General features: G+C 43.8%; 20 protein-coding genes. 3 read left to right on the top strand and 17 right to left on the bottom strand.

Features of this window, described 5'->3' with window-relative positions:
* Positions 1-126: 126 nt before the first annotated feature.
* From HCZ91_RS04790 to HCZ91_RS04730, 13 genes are all read right to left on the bottom strand, one after another.
* Complete coding sequence (locus HCZ91_RS04790; RefSeq protein ID WP_179798505.1) at positions 127-2,769, bottom strand: FtsX-like permease family protein; 2,643 nt, start codon at positions 2,767-2,769, stop codon at positions 127-129.
* Between the two features lie 19 nt (positions 2,770-2,788).
* The gene (locus HCZ91_RS04785; protein WP_179798504.1) at positions 2,789-3,508 is read right to left on the bottom strand and encodes an ABC transporter ATP-binding protein; all 720 of its coding nucleotides are present in this window, start codon (positions 3,506-3,508) and stop codon (positions 2,789-2,791) included.
* Between the two features lie 12 nt (positions 3,509-3,520).
* Positions 3,521-4,375, bottom strand: coding sequence for an arylesterase (locus HCZ91_RS04780; RefSeq protein WP_179798503.1), 855 nt, complete (start codon positions 4,373-4,375; stop codon positions 3,521-3,523).
* 295 nt (positions 4,376-4,670) lie between these two features.
* Positions 4,671-5,903, bottom strand: coding sequence for an MFS transporter (locus tag HCZ91_RS04775; protein ID WP_179798502.1), 1,233 nt, complete (start codon positions 5,901-5,903; stop codon positions 4,671-4,673).
* A gap of 396 nt (positions 5,904-6,299) precedes the next feature.
* The gene (gene nqrM / locus HCZ91_RS04770; protein ID WP_179798501.1) at positions 6,300-6,545 is read right to left on the bottom strand and encodes a (Na+)-NQR maturation NqrM; all 246 of its coding nucleotides are present in this window, start codon (positions 6,543-6,545) and stop codon (positions 6,300-6,302) included.
* Between the two features lie 200 nt (positions 6,546-6,745).
* Positions 6,746-7,900: an FAD:protein FMN transferase gene (locus HCZ91_RS04765; protein ID WP_179798500.1), complete on the bottom strand. Its 1,155-nt coding sequence runs from the start codon at positions 7,898-7,900 to the stop codon at positions 6,746-6,748.
* Between the two features lie 123 nt (positions 7,901-8,023).
* Complete coding sequence (locus HCZ91_RS04760; protein ID WP_179798499.1) at positions 8,024-8,824, bottom strand: SDR family oxidoreductase; 801 nt, start codon at positions 8,822-8,824, stop codon at positions 8,024-8,026.
* A gap of 177 nt (positions 8,825-9,001) precedes the next feature.
* Positions 9,002-10,237, bottom strand: a complete 1,236-nt coding sequence (gene nqrF / locus HCZ91_RS04755; protein WP_102078341.1) for an NADH:ubiquinone reductase (Na(+)-transporting) subunit F — start codon at positions 10,235-10,237, stop codon at positions 9,002-9,004.
* Positions 10,238-10,359: 122 nt separating this feature from the next.
* Positions 10,360-10,968, bottom strand: a complete 609-nt coding sequence (gene nqrE, locus HCZ91_RS04750; protein WP_011281361.1) for an NADH:ubiquinone reductase (Na(+)-transporting) subunit E — start codon at positions 10,966-10,968, stop codon at positions 10,360-10,362.
* Complete coding sequence (locus tag HCZ91_RS04745) at positions 10,968-11,639, bottom strand: NADH:ubiquinone reductase (Na(+)-transporting) subunit D (RefSeq protein WP_101204727.1); 672 nt, start codon at positions 11,637-11,639, stop codon at positions 10,968-10,970. The genes nqrE and HCZ91_RS04745 overlap by 1 nt, the downstream gene beginning before the upstream one ends.
* A 1-nt stretch (position 11,640) precedes the next feature.
* Positions 11,641-12,543: a Na(+)-translocating NADH-quinone reductase subunit C gene (locus HCZ91_RS04740; protein WP_057762167.1), complete on the bottom strand. Its 903-nt coding sequence runs from the start codon at positions 12,541-12,543 to the stop codon at positions 11,641-11,643.
* Positions 12,524-13,759, bottom strand: a complete 1,236-nt coding sequence (locus HCZ91_RS04735) for an NADH:ubiquinone reductase (Na(+)-transporting) subunit B (protein WP_057762164.1) — start codon at positions 13,757-13,759, stop codon at positions 12,524-12,526. The genes HCZ91_RS04740 and HCZ91_RS04735 overlap by 20 nt, the downstream gene beginning before the upstream one ends.
* Before the next feature lie 5 nt (positions 13,760-13,764).
* Positions 13,765-15,117, bottom strand: a complete 1,353-nt coding sequence (locus HCZ91_RS04730; protein ID WP_179798498.1) for a Na(+)-translocating NADH-quinone reductase subunit A — start codon at positions 15,115-15,117, stop codon at positions 13,765-13,767.
* A 1,096-nt stretch (positions 15,118-16,213) separates the two neighbouring features.
* Between HCZ91_RS04730 and hisA the strand changes: the two genes are divergently transcribed.
* From hisA to HCZ91_RS04715, 3 genes are all read left to right on the top strand, one after another.
* The gene (gene hisA / locus HCZ91_RS04725) at positions 16,214-16,951 is read left to right on the top strand and encodes a 1-(5-phosphoribosyl)-5-[(5-phosphoribosylamino)methylideneamino]imidazole-4-carboxamide isomerase (RefSeq protein ID WP_179798497.1); all 738 of its coding nucleotides are present in this window, start codon (positions 16,214-16,216) and stop codon (positions 16,949-16,951) included.
* An 89-nt stretch (positions 16,952-17,040) separates the two neighbouring features.
* Complete coding sequence (locus HCZ91_RS04720; RefSeq protein ID WP_179798496.1) at positions 17,041-18,717, top strand: mechanosensitive ion channel family protein; 1,677 nt, start codon at positions 17,041-17,043, stop codon at positions 18,715-18,717.
* 81 nt (positions 18,718-18,798) lie between these two features.
* On the top strand, positions 18,799-19,080 hold the full coding sequence (locus tag HCZ91_RS04715; RefSeq protein ID WP_179798495.1) for a hypothetical protein: 282 nt from the start codon (positions 18,799-18,801) through the stop codon (positions 19,078-19,080).
* A gap of 117 nt (positions 19,081-19,197) precedes the next feature.
* On the opposite strand, the gene rnr is transcribed toward HCZ91_RS04715, so the two are convergent.
* From rnr to thrS, 4 genes are all read right to left on the bottom strand, one after another.
* Positions 19,198-21,474 (bottom strand): ribonuclease R, encoded by a 2,277-nt coding sequence (gene rnr, locus HCZ91_RS04710; RefSeq protein WP_179798494.1) that lies wholly within the window; start codon positions 21,472-21,474, stop codon positions 19,198-19,200.
* A 139-nt stretch (positions 21,475-21,613) separates the two neighbouring features.
* Positions 21,614-22,858: a toxic anion resistance protein gene (locus tag HCZ91_RS04705; protein WP_179798493.1), complete on the bottom strand. Its 1,245-nt coding sequence runs from the start codon at positions 22,856-22,858 to the stop codon at positions 21,614-21,616.
* Positions 22,859-23,262: 404 nt separating this feature from the next.
* Positions 23,263-23,766 carry a translation initiation factor IF-3 gene (gene infC / locus HCZ91_RS04700; RefSeq protein WP_057762155.1) on the bottom strand — a complete coding sequence of 168 codons (504 nt, stop codon included), beginning with the start codon at positions 23,764-23,766 and terminating at the stop codon, positions 23,263-23,265.
* A 23-nt stretch (positions 23,767-23,789) separates the two neighbouring features.
* The gene (gene thrS / locus HCZ91_RS04695) at positions 23,790-25,724 is read right to left on the bottom strand and encodes a threonine--tRNA ligase (RefSeq protein ID WP_179798492.1); all 1,935 of its coding nucleotides are present in this window, start codon (positions 25,722-25,724) and stop codon (positions 23,790-23,792) included.
* Positions 25,725-26,502 lie beyond the last annotated feature (778 nt).

The raw sequence follows: 26,502 nt of genomic DNA, 5'->3' as shown, positions 1-26,502 counted from the left end.
ATTTTTCTATATTCAATACTGATTAGAGAAATTTTATAGCCCTTATAGCCACCGTTTAGTCTAAAGTAGCAGACCAAAAAACCCCAATTAAGGGGTTTTTTCGTATAAAGCCAAAATCGAATACGCTTAAATCATCGCCCTGACCCTTGCCATAATCCCACGTCCAATCACCAATCTCACATAAATAATAGCAATGGCAAACAGCAATACGATTAATGCCGCACCGCCAATGGCCAAGCTTGTCCACGGCACACTAAACTGTAGATTAAACCATTGTGTGATGGCAGCCCATGCACCAACGTTGGCAATGACAACGGCAAAGGTCGCCGCGCTAATACCAAGCACGCCTAACTCTAGGATATTTAGCATATACAGGTCGCGCTTTTGCATACCGAGCAGTCTAAATGACGCGCTGTCTTTCATACGGTCTTGCGAGGTAGATAGTAGCGAGCTAATTAGCACCATGACCCCAGTGAGTAGGGCAAGCAAGGTGAACACATAGACCAAGCGGCTCATTTGTACCACCAGCTCTTGGATTTGCTTAGCAATAGCAGTGCCATCGATTGTGGTGACAGCAGGGAACTCGCGTACCAGTTTGCCTTGCAGCTCTGGAATAGCATCTTCTGATACATGTGCAGTAGCAAACTGAATCTGCGGGGCAGCAGACAGCACGGACGGCTCAAACAAGAAGTAGAAATACGGGCTTGGGCCACGCTCATAGCGCGTGCGAATACTGGTAATTTGCCCGATGATTTCGATACCTTGAATGTTAAAACGCACCTGATCGCCCATACCGACATTGAGCATACCTGCGGCAGTGTCCAAGATAGACAAAGGCTTGATTTGTTCATTTGTCGCATCGATAGACGTATACAGTGCATCGTCCGTGAGTGAGTCAACGATGTATTCGGTATCCATGACCGTATCTGCATAGCTCAAGTTAAAGACACGCGTGGGATCATCAAACCCATCAGCAGGCTCGATATCTTTTGCCGCCACATCATTTGCTGTCTCCACACGGGCACGAATTACGGGGTAATAAGTGACGGGCGCCTCAATGATCGCATCAATATCATCATGCTGATCGCTCTGCACATCGAGCAAAAACAGATTGGGCGCGTCTTCAGGATAAGCATTGATAAACTGCGCATTGATACTGTGATTGAGTGTGGTGATAAGCGTCAGCACCGCCACCGATAGTGATAAGGTGACAAAGAATAACGCTGATTGGTTGCCTTTACGCGCCAGATTATGAATGGAGATACGCTGCATCCAACTGACCTTGGTATTACTTGCCAACTTGTTGAGCAGCCAGAGCCACCCACGTGCCAATAGCCAAAATATCGCCACAAAGCCAATCAAGCCGCCCAATAACTGTGCGCCTAATGACAGCGAACCCACTTCATAAGCAAAGAAAGCATACAGCCCTGCCAGCACCAAGCCATACCATAGTAACGGTACGCGTCGATACCAAGGCAAGTTTTGTGTTTGCGTACTCGCCCCTTGATTGAGTAGGGTAGCGGGTTTGGTTGTGCTAAGCGCGCTCAAACCACGCTGCGCAATCAGTAACGTCAGGGCTAAAGCAATCACAATGGTTTTAATAGCACTGATTGGGTTAATAGCGAGACCCACATCGGCAGGCAAGATAGCCACCAGATACGGCTGACCGATTTTAAGCAAGCCCAAACTAAGGGCAACCGCTGCGACACAAGCAATGACGGTCGTGACGATAAGCAATTGATAGTAGCTACGTTTGAGTGAGCCCAGCGGCTCGCCTAACGCCAAGCGAATCGCGTTATTGGACTGCTGCTTACTGACAAATGCACTAATGACGCCATACATAGCAACCGCAGATAGTAGCAACACCGCAATGACTAGCAATTTTAAAAACATCAGCACATTATCAGATATACGCGAGACAGAAGTATCTGCGGACTCTGCATCAGAGAGCTCGATATCAGGATAATTGGTCAGGATATCTGTAAGCTGTTCACGCTGCGTGGTTATCAGCTCTGGATCGCCTGCCATCTCAATACGATAGTTTATGCGGCTGCGTTGCCCCAATAGGTTGGTTGACGGGAGTGCATCTTGTTTCATCAACACACGCCCACCAAAACCAAAGGTAGTCAGCGGACGGTCAGGCTCTTTGGTCAGTACATCACTGATCGTAAACTGCGCATCGCCAATGGTGATACGGTCGCCGATATCGGCCTGTAGACTACTGAGCACTTCTGGTGCGACGATCACACTGTCAGATGTTAGCTGATCCCACAGCGGCTGCCCCGAGGCAAGCTCCGCTGTGCCGTATAAGGGATACGACGGCGAGACGGCTTTGACGCTGGCAAGCAAGGTTTGCTCATCATTGACCAGCATGGCGCTAAACTGATAGTCATACACGGTCTGTGTATTAGGGATAGTTTCTACCTGTGACAATACTTCGCTTGGCCAGTCTTGTTTACTGTTTAGGATTAGATCCCCACCAACGAGCGCGCGCTGATTGTCATTGATATAGCTATCGACAGACTGCTGTACAGAGTCGAGGGTCAGGTAGGTTGCAAGAGACAAGGTCAATGTGAGTAGAAACAACACGGGATACACCCAGCGCTGCCACCAGCTACGGCTGAGTGCTTGCGAGCCTAGTGTTTGAAAACCTAGGGTACGGGTAAATAGTTGACTAAGAATGCCGCTAGGATAACTGGACTCTTGATGCATACTGGTAGCAGTCTTTTTTGTATCAGGCGATTTGTTGTCTGTGGGCTTACTATTCATTAAGATACAATCCAGTTATTCATGTAGGTACAATGCGGCCGTCATGCATAGTGATGACGCGATCTGCCATCTCGGCAAGTGCAGGGTCATGAGTCACGACCACCAGTGCCGAGCCAACCTGTTGACGTAGGTCTAACAATAGCTGCATGACTTGATCAGCATTTTGCTCGTCTAAGTTACCCGTTGGCTCATCCGCAAACACAATCTTTGGGTGCGATACCAGTGCTCGTGCCACCGCTGTACGCTGCTGCTCACCACCTGACAACTGATTAGGTAAGCTGTTACGTCTATGACCTAAGTCGACCGCATCTATCAGCTCGTCTACGCGTGCTGGGTTTGGACGTCTGGCAATATCAAGTGGAAAGGCGATATTTTCAGCGACGGTCAGTGTGGGCAATAAATGAAACGACTGAAAGACAAAGCCCATATCCTGTTGACGAATAACGGCTAGCGCATCTTCGTCAAGACTGCTAAGCATTTGACCTGCCAGCGATACCGTACCGTTATCGGGATAGTCTAATGCTGCGAGTAACCCTAACAGAGTAGATTTACCCGAGCCTGATTTGCCCATAATGACCACAAACTCGCCAGCATTAACATAGATATCCACGTCTTTGATGATGGACAGCTTTTGCTCACCGACTTGTACGGTTTTATTTAACTGTGAGGCGGTCAGTAGTGCTTGTGTCTTAGCGTCTGCTTGTGGCGTTGCTGTGGCAGTCGAAGATGATAATGTCATTACATGGTCTCGTTAAGTAGTCTCATTTGTCTTATTTTTTGTCGTATTGTCTTGAGCAGTAGTAGCTGTGTTATCGGTATCGGCTGTTTTTAACTCTTGTAGTTCTTCTAGCTTCGGTTCTAGAATGGGCAGGATATTGTTATTAACGATAATCTCATAGCCTTCTTTGGTTGGATGAATCGCATCTGCTTGGTTAAGCTCTCGGTCACCGCCGACGCCCTCTAAGAAGAACGGAATAAGCGTTAGATTCATATCCTTGGCAACACGTGGATAAATGTCTGAGAATGCCGCGACGTATTCACTGCCTAGATTGTCATAGATCGACATACCGCCTAAGATGACGACACTACCATTGTCTTGCAGGTGCTTAACCGCAGTACGAATATTGGCTTCAATGGTCGCTACATCGATACCGCGTATCGCATCGTTAGCACCAATAGTCAATATGGTGATGTCGGGTTTGGTTTGCGACACCCAGTCCAATCGATTGACCAATCCCGTACTGGTTTCACCGCTTAGACCTGAGTTGATAACCTTGGCATTAGCGTAGCCCATCTCTTGTAGACGATCTTCTAACTGAGCAGGATAGTTGTCGTCTTTGTCCACTCCCAGACCTTCTGTCAGAGAGTCACCAAGCGCTAAAATAGTAAGTGATGAGGATTTGACCTGTTGATCAGTTGTTGCTGCGGTTTCAGCTGCTACTGGAGCAGTGCTGGCTTGACTGTTAGTCGCTTCAGTACTGGTACTCTGCGTATCAGTAGCAGATGTGGTTTCAGCATCTTTCTGACAGCCACTGATAGCCATTACAGCTGCGAGCATGGCGATAGCAGGCAAGGGCTGAGCAAAACGAGAAGGGAAATTCATCATGGGTGTTATGTCCTATATGCAATCAAACCAAGGTATAGTCAAATCCTATCTAAATCAGATACGGTATCAGTCGGATGAATCGTCAGGCTCGCTCAGTCTACTATTGGTAGTACTGTCACTCACCTTCCTTTTATCCAGATTATATTGAGTATCCAGCTTATATTAAGTATCTAAGTTATATTGAACTGACTATAGCAAAATAAGACAGTGACCTATATTGCCCTAAGGTTAATTTAAAGCCGCTTTATTGCGCGTTAGCAATTATGGCCTTATGAATAACAAAGGCTTATAGCAATCAAATATATTTGCCATCGACCATCACTGGACGACTAACAAGCCAAGCAATCACGACGTTGACAATCATCAGTATCAGCATAATAAAAAGTGGCACACTCCAACTGCCCGTTGTTTCATGGAGCCAGCCTGTGCCCAATGGGCCAAAAAACGCAATCACATAACCCACTGCTTGAGCCATACCAGACAGCTCACTTGCCTGATTGGTCGTATAAGTACGCATAGAGAACAGCATCATGCTCAAGGTAAAAATTGCTGAACAGCCCATGCCCATCATGCCTGACCATAGCCATGCCAAGTCAGTCGATAGGTAACTTATGCCCAATATACCAACGACATTTAGCACAGCGGCGAACACTGCTAGCGCTTGAATAGGGCGGCCGCGATTGACTAGCCAAGTTAAACTTAATATAGAAACTGGTGCCATAAACTGGAATACAGAACCCATCTGTCCAGCACTGACGGCAGATAGTCCCTTACTAACCCAAATCGATGGTAAAAAACTGGCGACGGTATAAAACAATAATGACTGTAATCCCATAAAAATAGCAATCTGCCACGCAAAGGTGGTTCGCCACATAGAGATCTCAGAAGAACCTAAGGCCGCAGGGATAACCGCTTGATGGTTAGATGAACCCAAACGCACACGTAAGAACAGCCAAATGACAAAGGCAAATACGCCCAGTATCGTCCAACCACCTAATGCCCACTGCCAACCAACTTGCTCCGATAACGGTAGTACGACGCCTGCGACGATACCTGCTGCTGTGGTCATCGTTAGACTAAACAGACCAGTAATTAGCGGAATATGTTGCGGGGTACGCTGCTTAATGACAGGTGCTGCCAAAGTATTAGCGAAGCCGATGGCGAGGGTAAGTAGTAAAGTACCAATTAAAAACCCACTCCACGTCGGGATAGCAGTACGGATAACCATTCCTACCGTCAATAGCCCAATCATAGCAATCAGTGTGTTTTCTAGTCCGAATCGCTTGCCAATGGTTGGGGAAATCAGCGCACCAACGGCAAAGCTCAGCATAGGTACTGCCCCTAGCCAGCCTATCTGAAACTCAGAGATATCAAGCGCGTCTTTTACCACTGGGGCGATAGAACCTAGTGCGACGATAGGCGCACGCATATTGGTGGCTAGCAGAACCATGGCACACAGAACCAACCAAAAGGTAAAGCGCGAGGATGGCAGGCTAGATGAAGCAGATAGATTGGACGAGGTAGACATAGCAGCACAACGATGACAGCGAAAAAGAACACGTTATTAAACAGCGCCAAGAAATTGCCGCTTATAAAATAACACCAGAGAGCATTTACCCAGACACGTACCTAGACGGTAAGAGATATCGTAAATCAGACCGAAAAATATATGTAGCGCGTAAGACATACAATTTTCTTAACTGACTTTGCTAAATTGGCAGGCAGCTTAGTCAAAATGTATGTGTGGTTACTTCGAGTTACGGCTATAGAACAGTGATAATAAGAGATGGCGATAATAATAAATCTTAAATAAGCAGTCTTATCGCACAATAAAAATAGCGCCAAGTCACTTTTGAATGACTTGACGCTATTATAAGAACATATGTCAGGTAAATGCTACCAGCGTATGGTAACCAATAGGCTATTAAACCGATTTACCCAATTGAGCAGCTCTCAATGCATTCTCTTGCTGTTCAGCGATTAGTGAATCGCACTTATTGGGATCATTACCACAAAACGAGCAATTTTCATCACCCATCAATTTGGCAACACCGCCACAAGATCCTCTAAGCGGCTTTTTTTTGACCATATAACCGACGCCCATAAAAATGAAGAATAGGACAAATACGGTGAAAGTAATGGCAAGCATAAGAAGCAGTTGGCTAAGCATAGAGGAAACCTCATTTTAAAAAATAGGGCAGTTATTAGTGGTGTTACCTAAGTTTATGGCAGCTAAGCACCGTTAATAACAACTGTATAATAGTATAGCAAATTTTAGTGCGGCTCGTTGTGCGTTAACGTATTCTCTTGTTTCACATCTATCACTTACTAGTAGCTTTTAGAATGTGCCATCTAGAGTTTGAAGTATGTTTAGAGCTTTTTATCAGCACGTAACGCTTTCATCGCTGGTGTCTGTACCACCTGCCAATCGTCAATGTTATCGTCAGCAGCTTCGTTAGAGATATCATCAGAACCTTTTGCCTTTACATCGTCAGCTAGTACCACAAACATGGCTGCTAGATTTTGCGTTTTAGCGAGGTCTAGTGCTTTGTGATAAGGCATCGCGGTAAGGGCAGTTGCCCACGCATCCGCCAATGCAACCGAATCAGCTGCGACAGTAATTGAAGGTGCGCCGTCTGCAATAGGGTTACCCGTTGTCGGATCGATAGTATGGCTATAGCGTTTGCCATCGAATATGACAGAGTTGCGATAGTTACCAGAGGTCGCTAGATGCATTTGGCTAGCCGTATTCTTTGGTTGACGAATAGCAGATATGGTTTGACGTTCGCTGACCGTACTGCCTTCAATAGGAGCGTCAATCGCAATTTGCCATGGCTGCTGTTGGTTATTGACACCAGAGGTGGCTATTTCACCACCGATCTCAACCATATAGTTACGAATTTGGTAATCCTCTCTCAGCACATCAGCGATGACATCGACGCCATAACCTTTGGCAACAGCAGAAAAATCTAAACCAACGCCATCTTTGGTTTTATAGATGGTGTCGTCTTTCTTTATGATGCTCTCAAAATCGACCAATGCTTTGGCCTGCGCAATTTCAACGGCGGTCGGTGGACTTTGTAGGCGCTCGACCGTCATGGTGCTCCCAAAGCCCCAGGTGTTTACGAGTGGCATAACGGTAGGGTCAAAAGCACCGCCAGACTGCTGATAGACAATTTGCGAGACATCTAGCACACGACTAAAATCAGCATCGATAGTGATAGGTTTGTCTTTGCCCAAACGATTGAATGTAGATATTGTTGAGTCGTTTTGATAAGTAGACATGCTATCGTTAATTTGTTTTAGGCGCTCGTCTACCGCAGCTTGTATGGCAGCTTCGTCCGCATCATCAGGCAACTGATAGCTAATATGGTAGCTCGTTCCCATCGTCTCACCGATCAGATAGTTATAGTCTGGGGTTTGCTGGCAAGCGCTAAGACCTAAAGTACTAGCAAGGCTGATGACGCCTACTAAGGTAAGGTGTATAGGTTTTTTGGAAGATAAGCTGGATATAGTGTTTTTCATAATATTTTCGGTATGGCGTAGAAATGAGTAGGGTGTAAAACAAGCACTGCCTATTTTACACCCCTTGAACCCAAAAATACCAACGAAGGCATTATTCGGTGACAATTCGTTCGGTTAAGTAGCTTATTTCACTTGTGACTCACGTATGAGCTTATAGAGTTTTGGCGGAGAGACGCGGTTGACTCGTGTGGCCAGTTTTTCTTTGCGACCAGCGACGATAATATATTCTTCTTCCTTGGCGAGCGCCTTCACAACTTGTTTAGCAAACTCAGTCGCAGTTAGACCATTATTGGTTGCCTCATCCATCGTACCTTGTGCGCTACCATCGCCAGTCAATGCATTGATAGAGATGTTGGTCTGAATAAACCCGGGGAATATCGTGGCTACTTCGATACCTTGGTCATGTAGCTCAGCGCGCAAGCTGTTTGCCCACATATGCAGTGCCGCCTTGGCTGCCCCATAAGCACCGCGATATTGCGTACCCAATAAACCTGCCACACTAGATATCATAACTACTTTGCCGCCGCCTTGTGCAATCATGTCAGGCAACGCAAGTCTGGTAAGACGCGTCTGAGCAAAGTAATCTATTTCCATGATTTGGCGTTCAACTTCTTCAGCCGTGTCCATGATGAGTGAACGCTGACTGATACCAGCGTTATTAATCAGCCAGTCGATTTTCCCCGCCTGAGCTTTAGCAGTAGCATAAGCTTCTTTGGCTTGGTTGGCATCACTGATATCAAAAGGAATAACTATATGCTTGTTAGCACGCTTGCAGCGTTGTTTGACTGTGTCTAATCTGTCCTGATCGCGTCCACTTAAAATAATCCGAGCACCTTTTTTGGCAAAGGCTATGGCAAGGGCTTCTCCAATACCGCTAGAAGCACCGGTAATCCAAATGGTCAAATCTTTGTATTTCGTTTTCATAAGAGTCCTTTCTCAAAGTTTAGATAGTCCATAATATAGGATAATAAAGCGACTCTACTAGCTAGATTTGTAGTCTGCAAAGGCACTACTATGTGTAAAAATCGCACAAAAAAAGAGCCTCAATTGAGACTCTTTTTTATATTCTTAAACCTTACTTTGCTAGATTAATTATCTAACTTAACCACCGAAATCATCAAGCATGATGTTTTCGTCTTCCACGCCCATGCTGTGTAGCATGTCGATTACGGCAGCGTTCATCATCGGTGGCCCACACATGTAGTATTCACAGTCTTCTGGGTTTGGATGATCTTTCAGATAGTTTTCGAGCAATACGTTATGGATAAAGCCTGTTGGACCTTCCCAGTTATCTTCTGGTAATGGGTCAGACAGTGCAACATGCCACTCAAAGTTATCGAACTCTTCTTCTAGCTGATCATAGTCTTCAACGTAGAACATCTCACGAATAGAACGAGCACCATACCAGAAGCTAATCTTACGATCAGTGTTCAGGCGTTTGAGCTGATCAAAGATATGTGAGCGCATTGGGGCCATACCAGCACCACCACCGACAAAGATCATTTCAGCTTCGGTCTTCTTGGCAAAGAACTCACCATAAGGACCTGAAACTGTCACTTTGTCACCAGGTACTAAGCTAAATACCCATGAAGACATTTTGCCTGGTGGGATACCGTCAGGACCACGTGGCGGTGGACTGGCGATACGGATGTTAAATTTGATGAGGCCTTTCTCTTCAGGGTAGTTAGCCATTGAGTAAGCACGGATAACAGGCTCATCAACTTTTGAGACATAGTTGAAAATGCCGAATTTTTCCCAGTCTTCTCTATATTCTTCATCAACCACAAAGTCTTTGTAGTGTACTTCATGCGGTGGCGCTTCCAACTGTACATAACCACCAGCGCGGAAGTTTACTTCTTCGCCTTCTGGAATTTTTAGAACAAGCTCTTTAATGAAAGTGGCAACGTTATCGTTAGAGATAACTTCACATTCCCATTTCTGTACGTCAAAGAACTCAGGATCAATCTCAATTTTCATGTCTTGCTTAACAGCTACCTGACAAGCTAAGCGCATGTGATTGCGGATTTCACCTTGAGTAAAATAGCCTTCTTCGGTGGGCAAAATAGAACCACCACCTTCAATAACGCGGCAACGACACTGCGCACAAGTACCACCACCACCACAAGCTGAAGATAAAAATATACCTTCGCCCGCTAGCGTTTGTAGTAGTTTGCCGCCAGCTGGTGTCACCACATCATTATCGGGATTATCATTAATATGGATAGTGACATCGCCTGAACTGACCAGTCTTGAGCGTGCCGCCAAAATAATAGCGACGAGGCCCATGATGATCAAGGTAAACATAGCAACGCCACCAATCGCCGTAGCGTAATCCATGGTAGGTATCCTTAATCTATGGGGTAGGGGTGTGGGGGCATAATCTATGCTGTACCCAAACCTCTACCGAATAAATGAATTAAATAAGTCAAATAGCTAATGAAAGCTTTGAGCTTAGCGGTTTAGATGGACATACCACCGAACGACATAAAGCCGAGCGACATAAGACCAACCGTGATAAAAGTAATACCAAGACCACGCAGCGGTGCTGGAATATCTGAGTATTTGAGCTTTTCACGGATACCCGCCAATGCTGTAATAGCAAGTGCCCAACCGAAGCCTGCACCCACACCATAGACAACAGATTCACCAAAGTTATAGTCACGCTCAACCATAAATAGTACACCACCCAAGATGGCACAGTTTACGGTGATTAGTGGTAAGAACACCCCAAGCGCGTTATATAGACTCGGTACAAACTTGTCCAAGAACATCTCTAGGATCTGTACGGTGGCTGCAATCAAACCGATATAACTTAGCAATCCTAAGAAGCTCAAGTCGATATCAGGGAACCCTGCCCATGCCAGCGCACCATCTTTTAGGATGAACTGGAATAGTAAATTGTTTAGTGGAACGGTAATTGCCATCACGACAACAACCGCAACACCTAGACCAATCGCTGTAGAGACTTTTTTGGATACGGCCAAAAAAGTACACATACCTAAGAAGTAGGCAAGCGCCATGTTCTCAATAAAGACTGAGGTTATAAATAAACTAACATAATGTCCCATTAGTGACCGCCTCCATGTGCCATGCCTTTAGACTGCGGCTTCATTACAAACTCAGCTTCTTCAACTTGTTCTGGTTTCCAGATACGGACAACAGCGATGAACAAACCAATGATAAAGAACGCTGATGGTGGTAACAGTAATAGACCGTTTGGTATGTACCAACCGCCATCAGTGACTGGCTGTAGAATCGTAATACCGAACCAAGTACCAGCACCCAATAGCTCACGGATAGTTGCAACGAATAGTAATACTGCTGAGTAACCAAGACCGTTACCAATACCGTCTAAAAAGCTTGGGACTGGTGGGTTGCTCATAGCAAATGCTTCAGCACGGCCCATAACGATACAGTTCGTGATGATCAAACCGACGAAAACTGACAAACCTTTACTGACGTCATAAGCAACTGCTTTTAGTACCTGATCAACCAAGATAACCAATGAAGCAATAATCGTCATCTGTACGATGATACGAATGCTTGATGGAATCTGCTTACGGATAATCGAGATAAAGAAGCTCGAAAATGCCGTGACCAAGGTCAATGCCACACACATGACCATAGCGTTAGCCATGCTGGTGGTGACAGCCAATGCCGAACAGATACCAAGGATCTGTAGGGCAATAGGGTTATTATCAAAGATAGGCGTGGTTAAAATGCTTTTAGTGTCAGCCATGTTATGCCTCCTTGCCGTTTGCTACTGGTAGCTTGGCTGCCAATTCGGTTTTAGGTTGAGCTGCCGGCTTTGATTGATTTGCTTGCGTGTCTGCACCTTCAACCGTTTGGCCGCTCTTTTCGCGTAGCGTATCTAGATAAGGCTTATAACCTTGCTCGCCCAACCAAAACTGAATCATGTTGCTGACGCCGCGGCTAGTCAATGTTGCACCGCTAATGCCATCAACCCAGTTCTCTTTTGGGTTACCAGCTTTGGTGACACCAGTGGCAACGTTACCATTCTCGTCATAAGACTCGATACCGCTCCACTTTGCACGCCATTCTGGCTCTTCGATACGAGCGCCAAGACCTGGGGTTTCTTTATGCTCATAGAAACTGATACCTTTGATGGTATTCATATCACTTTCGAGCGTTAAGAAACCATAGATAGTGCCCCATAGACCGTAGCCCTGAATTGGCAATACAACCGTTTCTGGCTGACCTGCGTCATCATTTTTGACATAGACTTTGGCATATTTTGGCTTACGACCAATACCAGCAGGATCGTTGTCACCCAAGTCTTCACTTAGAGCTTGGTTTTTTGTCGCTTGACTGGCGTCATAAGCATTACGATCAGGGATGCCAGCAGTTTTTAGCGCATCGTCATCGAGATAAGTACCTTCGTTTAAATCAATGATTTTGACTTCAAAGTCTTTAAAACGTTCGGCGACATCATCTGCTGTATCAGACTCAGCGTCATACATGTCAGCCGCAACTAAGATGTTTTTGTTACGATCTAAACGTGCGTTTTCGACTTGCGCAGGCTTTAGACCAACAGCCACTGCTGAAACCAACACTGAACACACCAAGCATAGCGTCAAAGCCACACTGATGGTTTTCGCGTTATTACTTTTGGGCTTGGACATAGCGAACCCTCCGAGCGGTTTGGCGTTTGATATTTGCTTGAGTCACAAAGTAATCAAACAATGGAGCAAATAAGTTGGCGAATAGAATGGCCAGCATGATGCCTTCTGGGAAAGCAGGGTTGATGACGCGAATCAATACGGTCATAAAACCAATCAAGATACCGTAAGCCCAGCGGCCTTTGTTTGTATGCGCAGCTGATACTGGATCGGTTGCCATAAATACAGCACCGAAAGCAAAGCCACCGATAACTAAGTGCCAGTAGAACGGCAAGCTCATCATCATGTTGTCTTCAGAGCCAATCATGTTGAACACAAGAGACGTCGCAATCAGACCGACCACACAACCTGCCATAATGCGCCAAGAAGCAATACGCGTCCATAGCAACACTGCCGCACCCATTAGGATGGCTAGCGTCGATACTTCACCGATACTGCCTTGCATGTTGCCTAAGAATGCATCACTCCACGTGATCGCATTACCATAGACATCGACGAAGTCCTGAGGAACCACACCAAGTGCTGCAAGGCCAAGAGGCGTCGCACCTGAGAAACCATCTACCGCCGTCCATACTGAGTCACCAGACATATAGGCTGGATAAGCAAAGTATAGGAATGCACGACCCGATAGGGCAGGGTTCAGGAAGTTTTTACCAGTACCACCGAACACTTCTTTTGCGACAACCACACCGAAGATAATACCTAGGGCAACTTGCCATAAAGGAATATCAGGTGGTAGACATAATGCAAATAGAACTGAAGTCACAAAGAAACCTTCGTTGACCTCGTGCCCACGGACGACAGCAAAGATAATCTCACAGAGAATACCCACTGCAAACGTCACGATATAAATAGGCAAAAACTGCATCGCACCATAGACGAAACTTGCCCAGATACTGTCTGGGTTATAGCCTGCCATGCTAGTGATTACAGTACGCCAGCCTTCAGGCTGCAAGCCAAGCTGAGCGATAGCGGTTAGTGCTTGATGACCAATGTTGTACATACCCCAAAACATCGCTGGGAAGGTGCATAGCCATACGGTAATCATAATACGTTTTAGGTCAATCCCGTCACGTACATGCGATGATGCATAAGTGGTTGAGCTTGGTTGACGTAAGAACGTATCAAACATCTCAAAAATAGCGTAGTACTTTTCGTGTTTGCCGCCTTTGGTGAAAGATGGCTCCATACGATCGAACATATTGTGTAAAAATTTCATCGTGGTTAGCCCTCCAGCTCAATGCGCGTTAAGTTATCACGCAAAATATCACCGAATTCATATTTGCCAGGAGATACAAAGGTGCATAGTGCCAAATCTTCTTCGTCCAGTTCAAGCACACCCAAATCTACGGCACTAATGATGTCTTCGACAATCAATGCACGTAGTAACTGAGTTGGTAGGTAATCTTGTGGCATGACTTCTTCGTAGACACCGATTGGTACCATCGCTCGTGGTGAGCCGTTACTTGTCGTAGTAAAGTCGTACTTTTTGCCACCAAAGAACTGCGAAATATAGATAGGCAGTTTTGAGAAGCGGTTTTTACCGGGGCTAAAGAAATGGAACGCAGGACGCTCACGGCCTTCAGTCAATACGCTGATCTGATTGTGAAAACGACCCAGATAGGCAATGTTTTCAAACACTTTGCGACCAGACAATACTGAACCTGAAATGATACGGTTCTCGCCAGCAGCCAGCTTACCTTTGGTCAATGCAGTAATATCAGCACCACGTTCAGTCATAACCAAATGCGGGTTAGTGACAGCAGGACCTGCTAAGCTCACCATGCGGCGCGTATATAGACGACCTGTCGTGAACAATTTACCGATGGCAATCACGTCTTGATAACCAATCGTCCATACGGTCACACCGCGGCTAATAGGATGCAAAAAGTGAATGTGCGTACCAGCAAGACCAGCTGGATGCTTACCAGCAAAACCATGATACTCAGTGACGTTATTCGCTGCAGTTTTTGCAACTGGCGTCAGTTGGGTATCGCCATGATGGCAGACAAAGGTCTTTGGACTAAGCGTAGATAATACAGCAAGTCCATCATTGAACGCTTGTAGCTGCTCATTGATCACAAGCATCGGGTCAAAGGCAAGTGGATTGGTATCCATTGCTGTGACAAAGATGGCATGTGGACGAGCGCCGATTTCGGGTGCGCGGCTATAAGGACGCGTACGGAACGCCGTCCATTCGCCAGAGGCAATCAGTTGGGTTTCAACGACTTCAGAGTCTAGGTCAGCAAGCTGCTGTGAGTCATAGCGCTCAAAGTCTACTTCTTCACCATTTGGGTCGACCGCAATCACAAGACTCTCAAACACTCGACGTTCGCCACGTTTAACAGCGACGACCTTACCGGCAGCAGGGGCAGTGTAGATCACGCCAACACGTTTTTTGTCTTCATAAACGGGCTGACCTTTGGCTACAATGTCACCTTCTTTGACATTCATAGTGGGTTTCATACCCACATAATCATAGCCAACAAGTGCTACATGTGTCGGTTGGTGCTCAGATATCTCGCGGGAGGGTTCACCAGTGATGGGCAAATCCAAACCTTTTTTGATGGTAATCATAAGCGAAAACTTAGTCCATAGTCTAAAACGATACCAGACGTCCTGTTTGGTATATCGGTAGCATGAACGTTTGTATCACTCAACAAAGCCTTCAATCGTCTATTTCCTTTATAGTGAAATAGGGATGAAAGCTCTGTGAAGACAATACATGATCATAACTACTAGTAAGAGTATTAACGCTGACCTTAGACTCCTTAACAACACGTTAATGTCTTATTCGAATTACCAAAGTGGCGACTGGCTACCAAGGTGTATGCTAAAACCGTTTCATCGAAATCAATCACTACAGCACATGGCTAAAAGAGACTGGTTTAAATACAAATGGCTTTATCACACGTTTCATTGAAATTTAAAACTTGTAACACCAGTATGTTTGACCATCTCTCGCTCACTAATACCGTCTAAAAGTATTCGATAGAATAAGAGTGTGGCCAAATAACGATCTATTAAGGTAGATGATATACTGGTTAAAAGACAAACTAGCTAAGCAACTGATAAGCAAACTTCACTTATTATAAGCTGCTATAGTTTTAATCGTAACGGTTTTAATATAGTTAGCTAGTGATAGGGGCTTGCAAGACATCTAATTAAGGTTAAATACCGCAGAATCGATGGTTTAGAGACTATTGGTTGAGATTTTTTCAGATAGTCCTTTTTAGCAATTTCTTGGCCAATATTTTATTGGCGTATTGAAGGATTGCTCGATCCATCCTGATCACCATGCTGTATTAGTGAGTTGTAACAACTCAACAAAAAGCGTAACACATGGTTACTATCACATAGAAACAAATAAAAATTTACCTAGGATTATACGCTAAATTGACCTAAAATTGCCAGTCAGTAATAGAATTTAACGATTGTTGGTAGTGATTCTACGTACTAAAACTTATGGTTATGATTGTCTAGTTTCTGTCTTTCTTATTTGTATTCAAACAGATTGCTAACTTAGCGATGTCTTGGTTTTCGATCTGTCCATAATTTATGCTACTTTTAAGCAGCGTTTTCTCTCGTTATTTGATGCTTCAATAACGTTTCATTCTCAAAATTTTAATTTACTAAATTTATTGCCAATCTTGTGCTTTATAAGGAATGCTATATGTGTGCTGTGCCTGTCATTATCCCGGCTATTGATTTAAAAGATGGTAAGTGTGTACGTTTAAAACAAGGCCGTATGGAAGATGATACGGTGTTCTCTGATGACCCAGTTGCCATGGCAGCGCGTTGGGTAGATGAAGGCGCGCGTCGCTTACATTTGGTCGATTTGAATGGTGCTTTTGACGGTGTGCCAGTACATAGACAAGTGGTCAATGATATCACCAAAGCCTACCCGAACCTGCCTATTCAGCTAGGCGGCGGTGTACGTAACATGAACACTATCGAGCAGTATATTACCGCAGGTTTGACGTATATCATTATCGGTACAAAAGCCGTTGAAGATCCTGATTTTGTCGCGGAAGCTTGCCGCGAATTTGCAGGGCATATCATCGTCGGTATCGACGCCAAAGACGGTATGGTAGCCACTCATGGCTGGGCAAACGTGACAGACACCAAGGCGACCGAGCTTGCTAAGCGCTTTGCAGACGTCGGTGTGTCATCAATCGTTTATACTGACATCGCCCGTGATGGCATGATGCAAGGCGTCAACGTTGAACAAACTGTTAATCTGGCGCGCGAAGGCGGATTACCTGTGATTGCATCAGGCGGCGTTACTGATATGAAAGATATTGAGCTGTTAAAGCTTTACGGTGACTGTATCGAAGGTATCATTACCGGTCGCGCTATCTATGAAGGCACATTGAACTTGAGCGAAGCGCAGCTTTACTTAGATAGCTAAATAAATCAAAAATTAGTCGGTTAAAATCAGACAGCTAATTATCAGCAACAAGCTAAGCGAGAAAAATCCGTAAAAAATAAAGGATGCTTATGGCCACTTATATTGACCGTCCGATAGTACGCAGTTCTATAAAAGCGTGGGGTCAAATAGTGTTGCTACTAAGCATCCTTCTTTTTGCGTTTTCAGCGCATGCTGCCAGTGAAGAAATTTCTGGTATCGCAGCAGCGCTAGGTATAGAGACAACTGAAGGTGTAGAGACGACAGAGGAAAGCGTATCTAACGATAATTCTGCCACATCAGAAAATGAAGCATCAACAGGTGATACCACAGAACCTGCTAGCTCATTGCCAACGCCTGCTCCACCGCCAGTAATCAGTGGCGAAAGCACCAATAATGCTCAAATCGAGACCACACCCACACCGCAAAAAGACAACGACATTCGTCAACGTATCAGCGGTATTTTCTCTGAAATCGAAGGTTTACAAGCTGTCAATGTTAGTGTTACCCAAGGGGTCGTTACCCTAACGGGAGAGACAGCCAACGAAAAAAAAGCACAGCAAGCGATTAACTTAACCAACCGACTAACAGATGTCGTCACTGTAGAAGACAGAATTAACCGCACGCTAGATGTTCAAGAGAATGTCTCAACGGTCTATCAAGGTTTAAAAGCGCAGGTGACCAATCTAGTGAAGGCGCTACCACTACTATTGGTTGGCATCGTTATATTTGCCTTGGTAGCATGGTTTGGCAGTTGGTTATCTAATCGAAAAAAAATGTGGCAACGTCTTACGCCCAATCCATTTGTCGCTGAGCTGCTGTCACAAACGGTCAAAGTCATTTTTATTATCTTTGGTCTGATTCTAGGACTAAGTCTGATAGGTGCAGAGACTATTTTAGGCACATTGCTTGGTGGTGCAGGTGTCATTGGTATTGCGGTTGGTTTCGCAGTCAAAGATACTATCGAGAATTATATCGCTTCACTAATGCTGAGCATTCGCCAACCTTTTCGTGCTCGTGACCATATCGTGATTAATGGGCAAGAGGGCATCGTGGTTCGTTTGACCTCGCGCGCGACGATACTGATGACATTAGATGGTAATCAGTTACGTATTCCTAATGCTGAAGTCTTTAAAGGTACCATTCTAAATTACACCAAAAATCCTGAGCGCCGATTTACTTTTGAATTAGGCGTTGATGCCAATGACGATCCATTAGCAGCAATCAAAGTCGGATTGGATGCGATACATACACTAGCGTTTGTGTTGAATGAACCAAAGGCGATTGCGGTCATTACCAATGTGGGTGATTCTAATATTGTTTTGGAATTTCAGGTTTGGGTAGACCAATCAGAGACTGACTTTGCCAAAGCACGCAGTATCGCCATTCGTGAGACCAAGCATGCACTAGAAGATAAAGGCTTTAGCTTACCTGAGCCTATCTATCGTCTGCGCTTCAACAATAAGTTAGAAAAAGCCTTTGAGCACATGCAAAGCAGTGTCAGCAATGCTAATAATATTCAATCTGATATAACGATTACGCCGTCGACTCCTAAACCTGCTGAAACAAATCAGGTCATTGAGAGTCATACGGATGACCAAGATAAACAACAAGCCAAGGCTCGAGCCAAAACCATTTTGCAAGGTCGCAGTGCTAATGAGGTTCTCGACGCCCGTCCTGACGATAAGCTGATGGAAAAGGTAGAGCAAGAGATTGCTCAAAGCTCAGATGAGACGGATTTATTGAATAATAATAGCCCGCAAGAATAGGTACTAGACGTTAAATAAGATTTAGGCATAAAAAGTGCAACAGAATCTATATTTGATGGTTATTCAAATACGGGGCTTTTTATGGAAATGAAACACGTTATTATCTTTGCAGTAATTGGTATTGTGGCATTGCTTGGCTTTAACATTATCAATGGTAATAGTCGCGAACAAAATAGAGAGATTGCAACCAGTAGTGTAGCGGCTGAACAGCCTGATTCTACAGTAGCTACCTCTGATGCAGATATTACTAGCCAGCCACTTAGTCAACAGCCGAAAGCTATCGTAGATAGTGCGACCAGTAAAATTGACCAAGCGCAGCAAGCAGAGCAAGACCGTGTAGACCAATTGGACGATGCGCAATAGGCACAATAAATAGCTATATCATCTATAACTCAAAAGTACACAGCATAAAAAAGGCTAACGATCGCGTTAGCCTTTTTTATTGTATTACAACATCAGTATTTAAGTATCAGTCTAAGCTTAGCTTTTTTTGGCAGCGCCTCTGCGGTTGCTGCTTCTTTTCGCTGGGGCTTTCTTAGGCTGCTCTTTCTTCGATTGACCTTTTTTACTTTGGTTCATTGCACTAGATTGCAATTTAGCCTTCAAATCAAAATCAATCTGTAGCAGGTCCATGTTGACACCCGCAACCTTCACTTTAACTGAATCGCCCAGTCCAAATAGCGTGCCTTTATCTTTACCGATAAGCTGCTGTTGCTGTTCATCGTAGACGAAGAAGTCATCGCCAACGTTTGAAATATGAACCAAACCATCGATATATAAGTCAGTCAATGTGACGAATAGACCAAAGCTAGTAACCGTAGTCACAACGCCTTCGAACTCTTCACCGACATGATCGGTCATATAATGACACTTGAGCCAAGACTCTACATAACGTGATGCTTTTTCTGCACGGCGTTCTGTATCTGATGTTTGTGTACCAGCACCTTCAAGAGAAAAGTCCATAACAGGCTGTGGGCTATTAGTGACTTTCGCTTTAATCGCGCGATGCAGCATCAAATCTGGATAACGGCGAATTGGCGAGGTAAAGTGGCTATATTCGTCATATGCTAAGCCAAAGTGACCAATATTGTCAGGTGCATAGTTTGCTTGCATCATTGAACGCAGCAGCATGCTATGAATACTGATGGCATCTGGTCTATCTTTAGTCGCTTCGATAATGCGCTGATAATCCGCTTGCGTTGGATTTTCTTCTGGGAATGGTAAGCCAAAGTTTTTTGCATATTCATGAATACGCATCGACTTCTCATTATCAGGCTTATCATGGTTACGATACAAAACTGGTAACTCATGCTTAAGCGCGAAGTTTGCAGCACAAGTATTGGCAAGGAGCATACACTCTTCGATTAGCTTCTGAGAGTCGCCACGAGTACGTGGTAAAATCGCTTCGATTCCGCCTTTCTCATTGAACTTGATATACGTTTCAACCGTTTCAAATTCCATTGCATGACGTTCTTCACGCTTTTTAAGCAGTAGCTCATACAATTGATGTAAGGTATCAACAGACTTTTTAACGTCTTTATTACCTGTTAGTGATTTAGGTAATCTCTTATCATTCGGGTTCACAAGATAATCATTTACTTGATTATAAGTTAGACGTGCTTGTGAGTGCATCACTGACGGATAAAACTCATATCCAGTCACTTTACCAGCGCGCGATATCTTGATATCAGCAACCATACATAAGCGATCTAGATTAGGGTTCAATGAACATAGACCGTTAGATAACACTTCAGGCAACATTGGAATCACGCGATGCGGGAAGTATACCGAAGTACCACGCTCATAAGCATCTTGGTCAAGTGGTGAATTCGGTGTCACATAATAGCTGACGTCCGCAATCGCAACCACGACACGGTAGTTACCACCAGAACGCTTTTCAGCAAATACAGCATCATCAAAGTCACGAGCATCTTCGCCATCGATAGTGACAAGCGGTAGATGACGTATGTCTGTGCGGCCTTTTATGTCTTTTTCGGTTGGCTCCTGATAGTCATCAGCTTGTTTAAGCGCAGCTTCGCTAAAATCTGATGGAATATCATAGTTGAGCAGGGTAGTCTCAATAATCAATTCACGATCATTATCGTCAGACAGCACTTCAGTGATTTTACCAGTGGCAAATTCATGCTGGTTTGGCCAGTCAATGATATCGACTTTAACAGGAGCGCCTTGTTTGATATTTAGCGCCTGAACATTGTCATCAGTAACCGTAATCGGTTGATGATTGTTCGGGCTACCAAGCTCAACACAATAGCCGTCTTCATCACGAGCAAGTGTACCGATAAAGTTGTTTTGGCGACGTTCGACAACATCAACGATGCGCCCTTCGGTACGTCCACGATTGTCTGTCGAAGTGCCGACGGCTGCTACTGTATCGCCATTGAATACCCAGCGCATTTGTTTTTCATGCAAAAACAAATCTGGCATGTCACTTAGCACTACAAAACCAAAACCTTTTGGATGTGCAGACACTGTACCTGAGACGATATCTTGCTTAGTCACCGTGCGATAGCGATAAGGACGACCATCACGATTCACTTGGCCGTCACGCGCCATTGCTTTTAGGCGATTGCCCAAAGCATCAAACTGATCAGGATCATCAATGTTAAAGGCTTTTGCCAACTGTTGATGCGTGACTTCCCCATGCTCATTAATCGTGCTGAGTATCAGCTCACGACTAGGAATCGGGTTGTCATATTTTTTTGCCTCACTTGAGGCGTTTGGATCATTCCAACTCATAAATTACCGTATCTATTTTTAAAATTATTAATAGTGGCTATCTTAACACGAACGACGTTGCAATATCTTGCGTCAATTGTCTTATGTGTATTCGGTAGCAGGAAGCGGTCAGTTTTCTGGCGACCGCTATAGGGATAAATCAAATATCAATATTGACATTGCTTGATTGGTTAGTGATTTTTTTACTATCTAACTCTTTTGAGACTTCTAACACCGTAGTCTGATTTGATTTATCCAAGTATTTTTGTGCTTTATCTACTTCAGTGGTCAGTGTATTGACCGTTTGCTTCATATTCTCTAGCGCTTCAATTTTGTAATTGCTAATCATATCCATAGTGTCATAGACATTATTGAAGGCATTTTGCAGTTTATCAAGCTCAATACTACTGCTGGTCGCCTGCTCATGGATTTCACCTGACTGACGTTTGAGCATCGCTGAAGTTGATTCAATCAAACTACTGGTGGTTTTGTTCAATGCAGTGATTTGATCCAATACCAATTTTTGATTGGTCATTGCTTGGGCAACAACAACAGCCGTGCGTAATGCAGACACCGTGGTCGTGGTTGCGCGATCGACACCTTTGATCAGCTCTAAGTTATTACGGCGAATGGTATCAAGCGCTAAATAGCCTTGTACATTCACTGCTAACTGAGTTAAAAAGTCAGTATTTTTTTGACGGACATAAAACAACATCTCTTCTTTAATGATGCGCGCTTTTTCTGGATCTGTTGCTTCTATGGCATAGACCTTATGCTCAAGCTGCTCATCAATCTTTTTGCCAACATAGACATACTGGCGAATAGACTGCATCAGCTCCCACATATTGACTTTTTCTTGCTCGATCATCGCATTGTCTTTGAGCAGCTCATCCTTACCATTATAGAGGCTGGTCACCACTGCATTGATATGCGACTGCGCTGACTCATATTGACGGAAATAATCTTGTACTTTATTACCGAACGGAATGAGACCGAACAACTTGCGTGAGCTGGTCAGCTCTTTTTTGCTCGGATCTAAGTCTTCGACAATCCCGCGTAGTTCCGTCAATGATTTGGCGATAGGAGAGTTGTCGAATAAACTGTCATTAAGACTTTTTGCAGGCAAATCTAACATTCGATTAGATACTTGCGCAGATTCACGAATCTCTTTGGTACCTAGATTATGAATAGACTGCACATTTTGTCGAAACTCATCGCTATGCACAGAGTTGGTAAGCACATGATCAACAAAAGCATCAACCTTGGCATCGAGCTCAGGAATTTGGCTTTCATCCAATTTGACCATCTGATCTGCTTCACTTTTCTGTATTTCTTTGACAGGTTCAGGTGCTGTTAGAGAGATACTGGGCGTTGTAGCGTTTTCTGGTGGCGTCAATTCTTGCATGAAATATCCTCTGATATCGGAGAAGGGAAGTGTTTTTTTCAACGACTCTGACAGTCGTGATATACATTGTTTTTATTTATACACTTAGCTTTTATACATTTATAAAATGTTTTTAGCTCGTACTAATTTTTATCAAATGATCATTAGTTACTGCTAAATACTAACTAGTAAATATAACTAGACCTTTAGATTACCGTGTAATCAGAAAGTTGAGAAGGTAGGTTTTGTAAAATAGCGTCAGTCAATGATGCTAGGCTATTATGTTCAGTATAGCTATGTTCATTACAGCCGTTTTTGAGTCCAAATAATAAAAAACCATCAATATCCCGCAGCATATTGATGGTTAGATTTATAAATAGCTATATAGACTAACAGCCACCACTCAAAGCAATCCAATAAACAGATTACTTTTTCTTAGTGGGTCCAAGCAGCATACCCATCTGACGACCTTCCATCTTAGGGTACTGTTCGACGTTTGAGATATCAGCAGTATCTTCAATGATACGATCAAGTTGTTTGCGACCAATATCTTGGTGCGCCATTTCACGTCCGCGGAAACGGATGCTAATTTTAACTTTGTCTTGATCTTCCAAGAAGCTCACGATTTTTCTCAGTTTAACCTGATAATCGGCCTCTTCGGTACTAGGACGTAGCTTCATCTCTTTAAGCTGAGTCTGCTTTTGGTTTTTCTTAGCTTCTTTAGCCTTTTGCTTTTGATCATAGAGGAAATGCTTATAATCCATGATCTTACATACTGGCGGCTTAGCTTCAGGAACTAATTCAACCAAATCTAGATTTTCATCACGTGCCGCTTTCATCGCGGTTGCGATATCAACCACACCCATTTGCTCGCCATCTTCTTTAACGAGACGGACTTCTTTGACATTGATATCTTCGTTGATGTTCAAACGGTTGGACTGTTTAATAGGTATTACTCCTCATCTGTTTTTGGGGTCTGTCGGCCTTTTTTACTGACAGCGGTCTGTACTAATGTAATAAATTCAGAAACACTCATCACGCCAAGGTTCTCACCTTCACGAGTTCGGACGTTAACACTGCCCGATTCGACTTCTTTATCCCCTAATACTAGCATATAGGGAATACGTTCTAATGTTTTCTCTCGTATCTTAAATCCAATCTTTTCGTTACGCAAGTCGCTAATAGCGCGCAAACCTGCATTTTTGAGCTCGCTAACCACGTTTTCACATGCATCAGCTTGCTTATCGGTGATATTCATGACCACAACTTGCTGCGGTGCTAGCCATACTGGCATCCAACCAGCATAGTTTTCGATCAAAATACCGATGAAACGCTCGAACGAACCTAAGATTGCACGGTGCAACATAATAGGTACTTCACGATCGTTTTGCTCATTGACGAACTCAGCATCGAGACGCTCAGGCATATTTGGATCAACCTGAATAGTACCGCACTGCCAAATACGTCCTAAAGAATCCTTTAGACTAAACTCAATCTTTGGACCATAGAATGCACCTTCGCCAGGTAAGTAATCCCAGTCTAGCCCTGAGCTGTCAAGCGCATCTGCTAGCGCTTTTTCTGCAAAGTCCCAAGAATCATCACTACCAACACGTTTTTCAGGGCGGGTAGAGAGCTTCATGATAATGTTATCAAAGCCAAAATCTTCATAGACAGCAAGCGTTAGCTTAATAAAATCAGCAACTTCTTGTTGAATCTGTGCCTGCGTACAGAAGATATGGGCATCATCTTGAGTAAAACCACGTACACGCATCAAACCATGCAATGAACCTGATGGCTCATTACGATGACAAGAACCAAATTCAGCCATACGCAGTGGTAAGTCACGATAAGACTTTAAACCTTGATTAAACACTTGCACATGACAAGGGCAGTTCATCGGTTTTACTGCATAATCACGGTTTTCGCTAGAAGTCGTGAACATATTGGTTGCATAGTTGCCCCAATGTCCTGAACGCTCCCACAAGCTGCGATCAACGATTTGAGGTGTCTTAATCTCTTCGTAGCCGTTATCGTATTGTACTTTGCGCATATATTGCTCAAGTACTTGATAAATCGTCCAACCATTAGCATGCCAGAACACCATACCTGGCGCTTGCTCTTGCATATGAAATAGGTTCAGCGCTTTACCGATTTTACGATGGTCACGTTTTTCTGCTTCTTCAATACGCTGGATATAAGCTTTTAGCTGTTTCTTATCAGCCCACGCAGTACCATAGATACGTTGTAACTGCTCATTTTTCGCATCGCCGCGCCAATAAGCACCTGACATTTTGGTCAGTTTAAATACTTTCAAAAAGCGCGTGTTTGGCACATGCGGGCCACGGCACATATCGACGTATTCTTGATGATGATACAAGCCAAAGGCTTCTTCACCTGGCATATCATTGATAAGCTTTAGCTTATAGTCTTCGTTACGTGATTCAAATATCTCAATCGCTTCGGCACGTGGCGTCATTTTTTTGATAACGTCATAATCTTGCTTGATCAGCTCCATCATGCGTTTTTCAATCGCTTCCATATGCTCAGGCGTAAATGGTGTTTCACTAAAGATATCGTAATAAAAACCATCATCAATGACAGGACCAATGACCATTTTCACATCAGGATATAGCTGCTTAACAGCGTGACCTAATAGATGAGCGCATGAGTGACGGATAATATCGACACCGTCGTCGTCTTTTGGCGTTACGATTTCAACGTTGGCATCAGCGACGATAGGATCATGAGCGTCTACGAGATGACCATTTACACGTCCAGCAACCGTCGCTTTAGCGAGTCCTGTCCCAATACTTTGCGCCACTTCCATGACTGTTGTATGACCTTCAAAGTCTTTTACACTACCATCGGGTAAAGTAATCGCTACCATAATCTATTCGCCTATTATTGGGTCCGTTGGCAGTGATGATTGCAACCATCAATCATATAACCGTGAGACCACATCAATTATATCTAATCATCGTGATATGTTGTGAAAGGGACGCATTACCTAAAGACTTATTATGACTATATATGCTAGAGCTGATGCAAGGCTTAAAGCCAGTTAATCAATAGCATTGCAGCAAAACGCATTTCGCTATAGAAGTAACATAACAGCCAAAATATATAAGTAATGCAGCAAAATACCTATTATAGCAAAAACCGTCTCTCAACACTAGATATCAAGGGATTGCGCGACGACTAATATAAGAGCCACATCTTATGACAAAGGTAGTATCAAATACTACACTATATAGGACAATATATTGAAAGCATCATATAACCCTAAATGACTTAGCTCCTATATAGTGCTAATCATATGAATATCAACATTCAAAAATATAATAGATAATTTGTTTAAGGAAGATACTCAAGAATGACAGGATGGATAAGTCCAGTTATAAGGAACAAATAATCTTACCTTTACTAAAAATTGTTAAATTAAGTCGTATTGCACACTAGTACTTAAGAAGATAAAGAACCCTAAGTTCATAACCCATTGAAAAAAAATACAGATTTATTCATCTACTAAAATAAGATTAAAAACATTAATAAAACGGGTTGACACAAAATTTAAACCGTCTATAATACGCACCTCATCAAGACGAGCTGGAAGTAGCTAGTGTGTAATTACACATTAATAACCCAGTTAACTTGTTGAAACAAAT

It is taken from the genome of Psychrobacter sp. BI730 (assembly GCF_013414195.1).
In the GTDB taxonomy this organism is placed as follows: Bacteria; Pseudomonadota; Gammaproteobacteria; order Pseudomonadales; family Moraxellaceae; genus Psychrobacter.
Note: the sequence above shows the minus strand (reverse complement) of the source record. Positions and strands in the feature narration are given on the sequence as shown.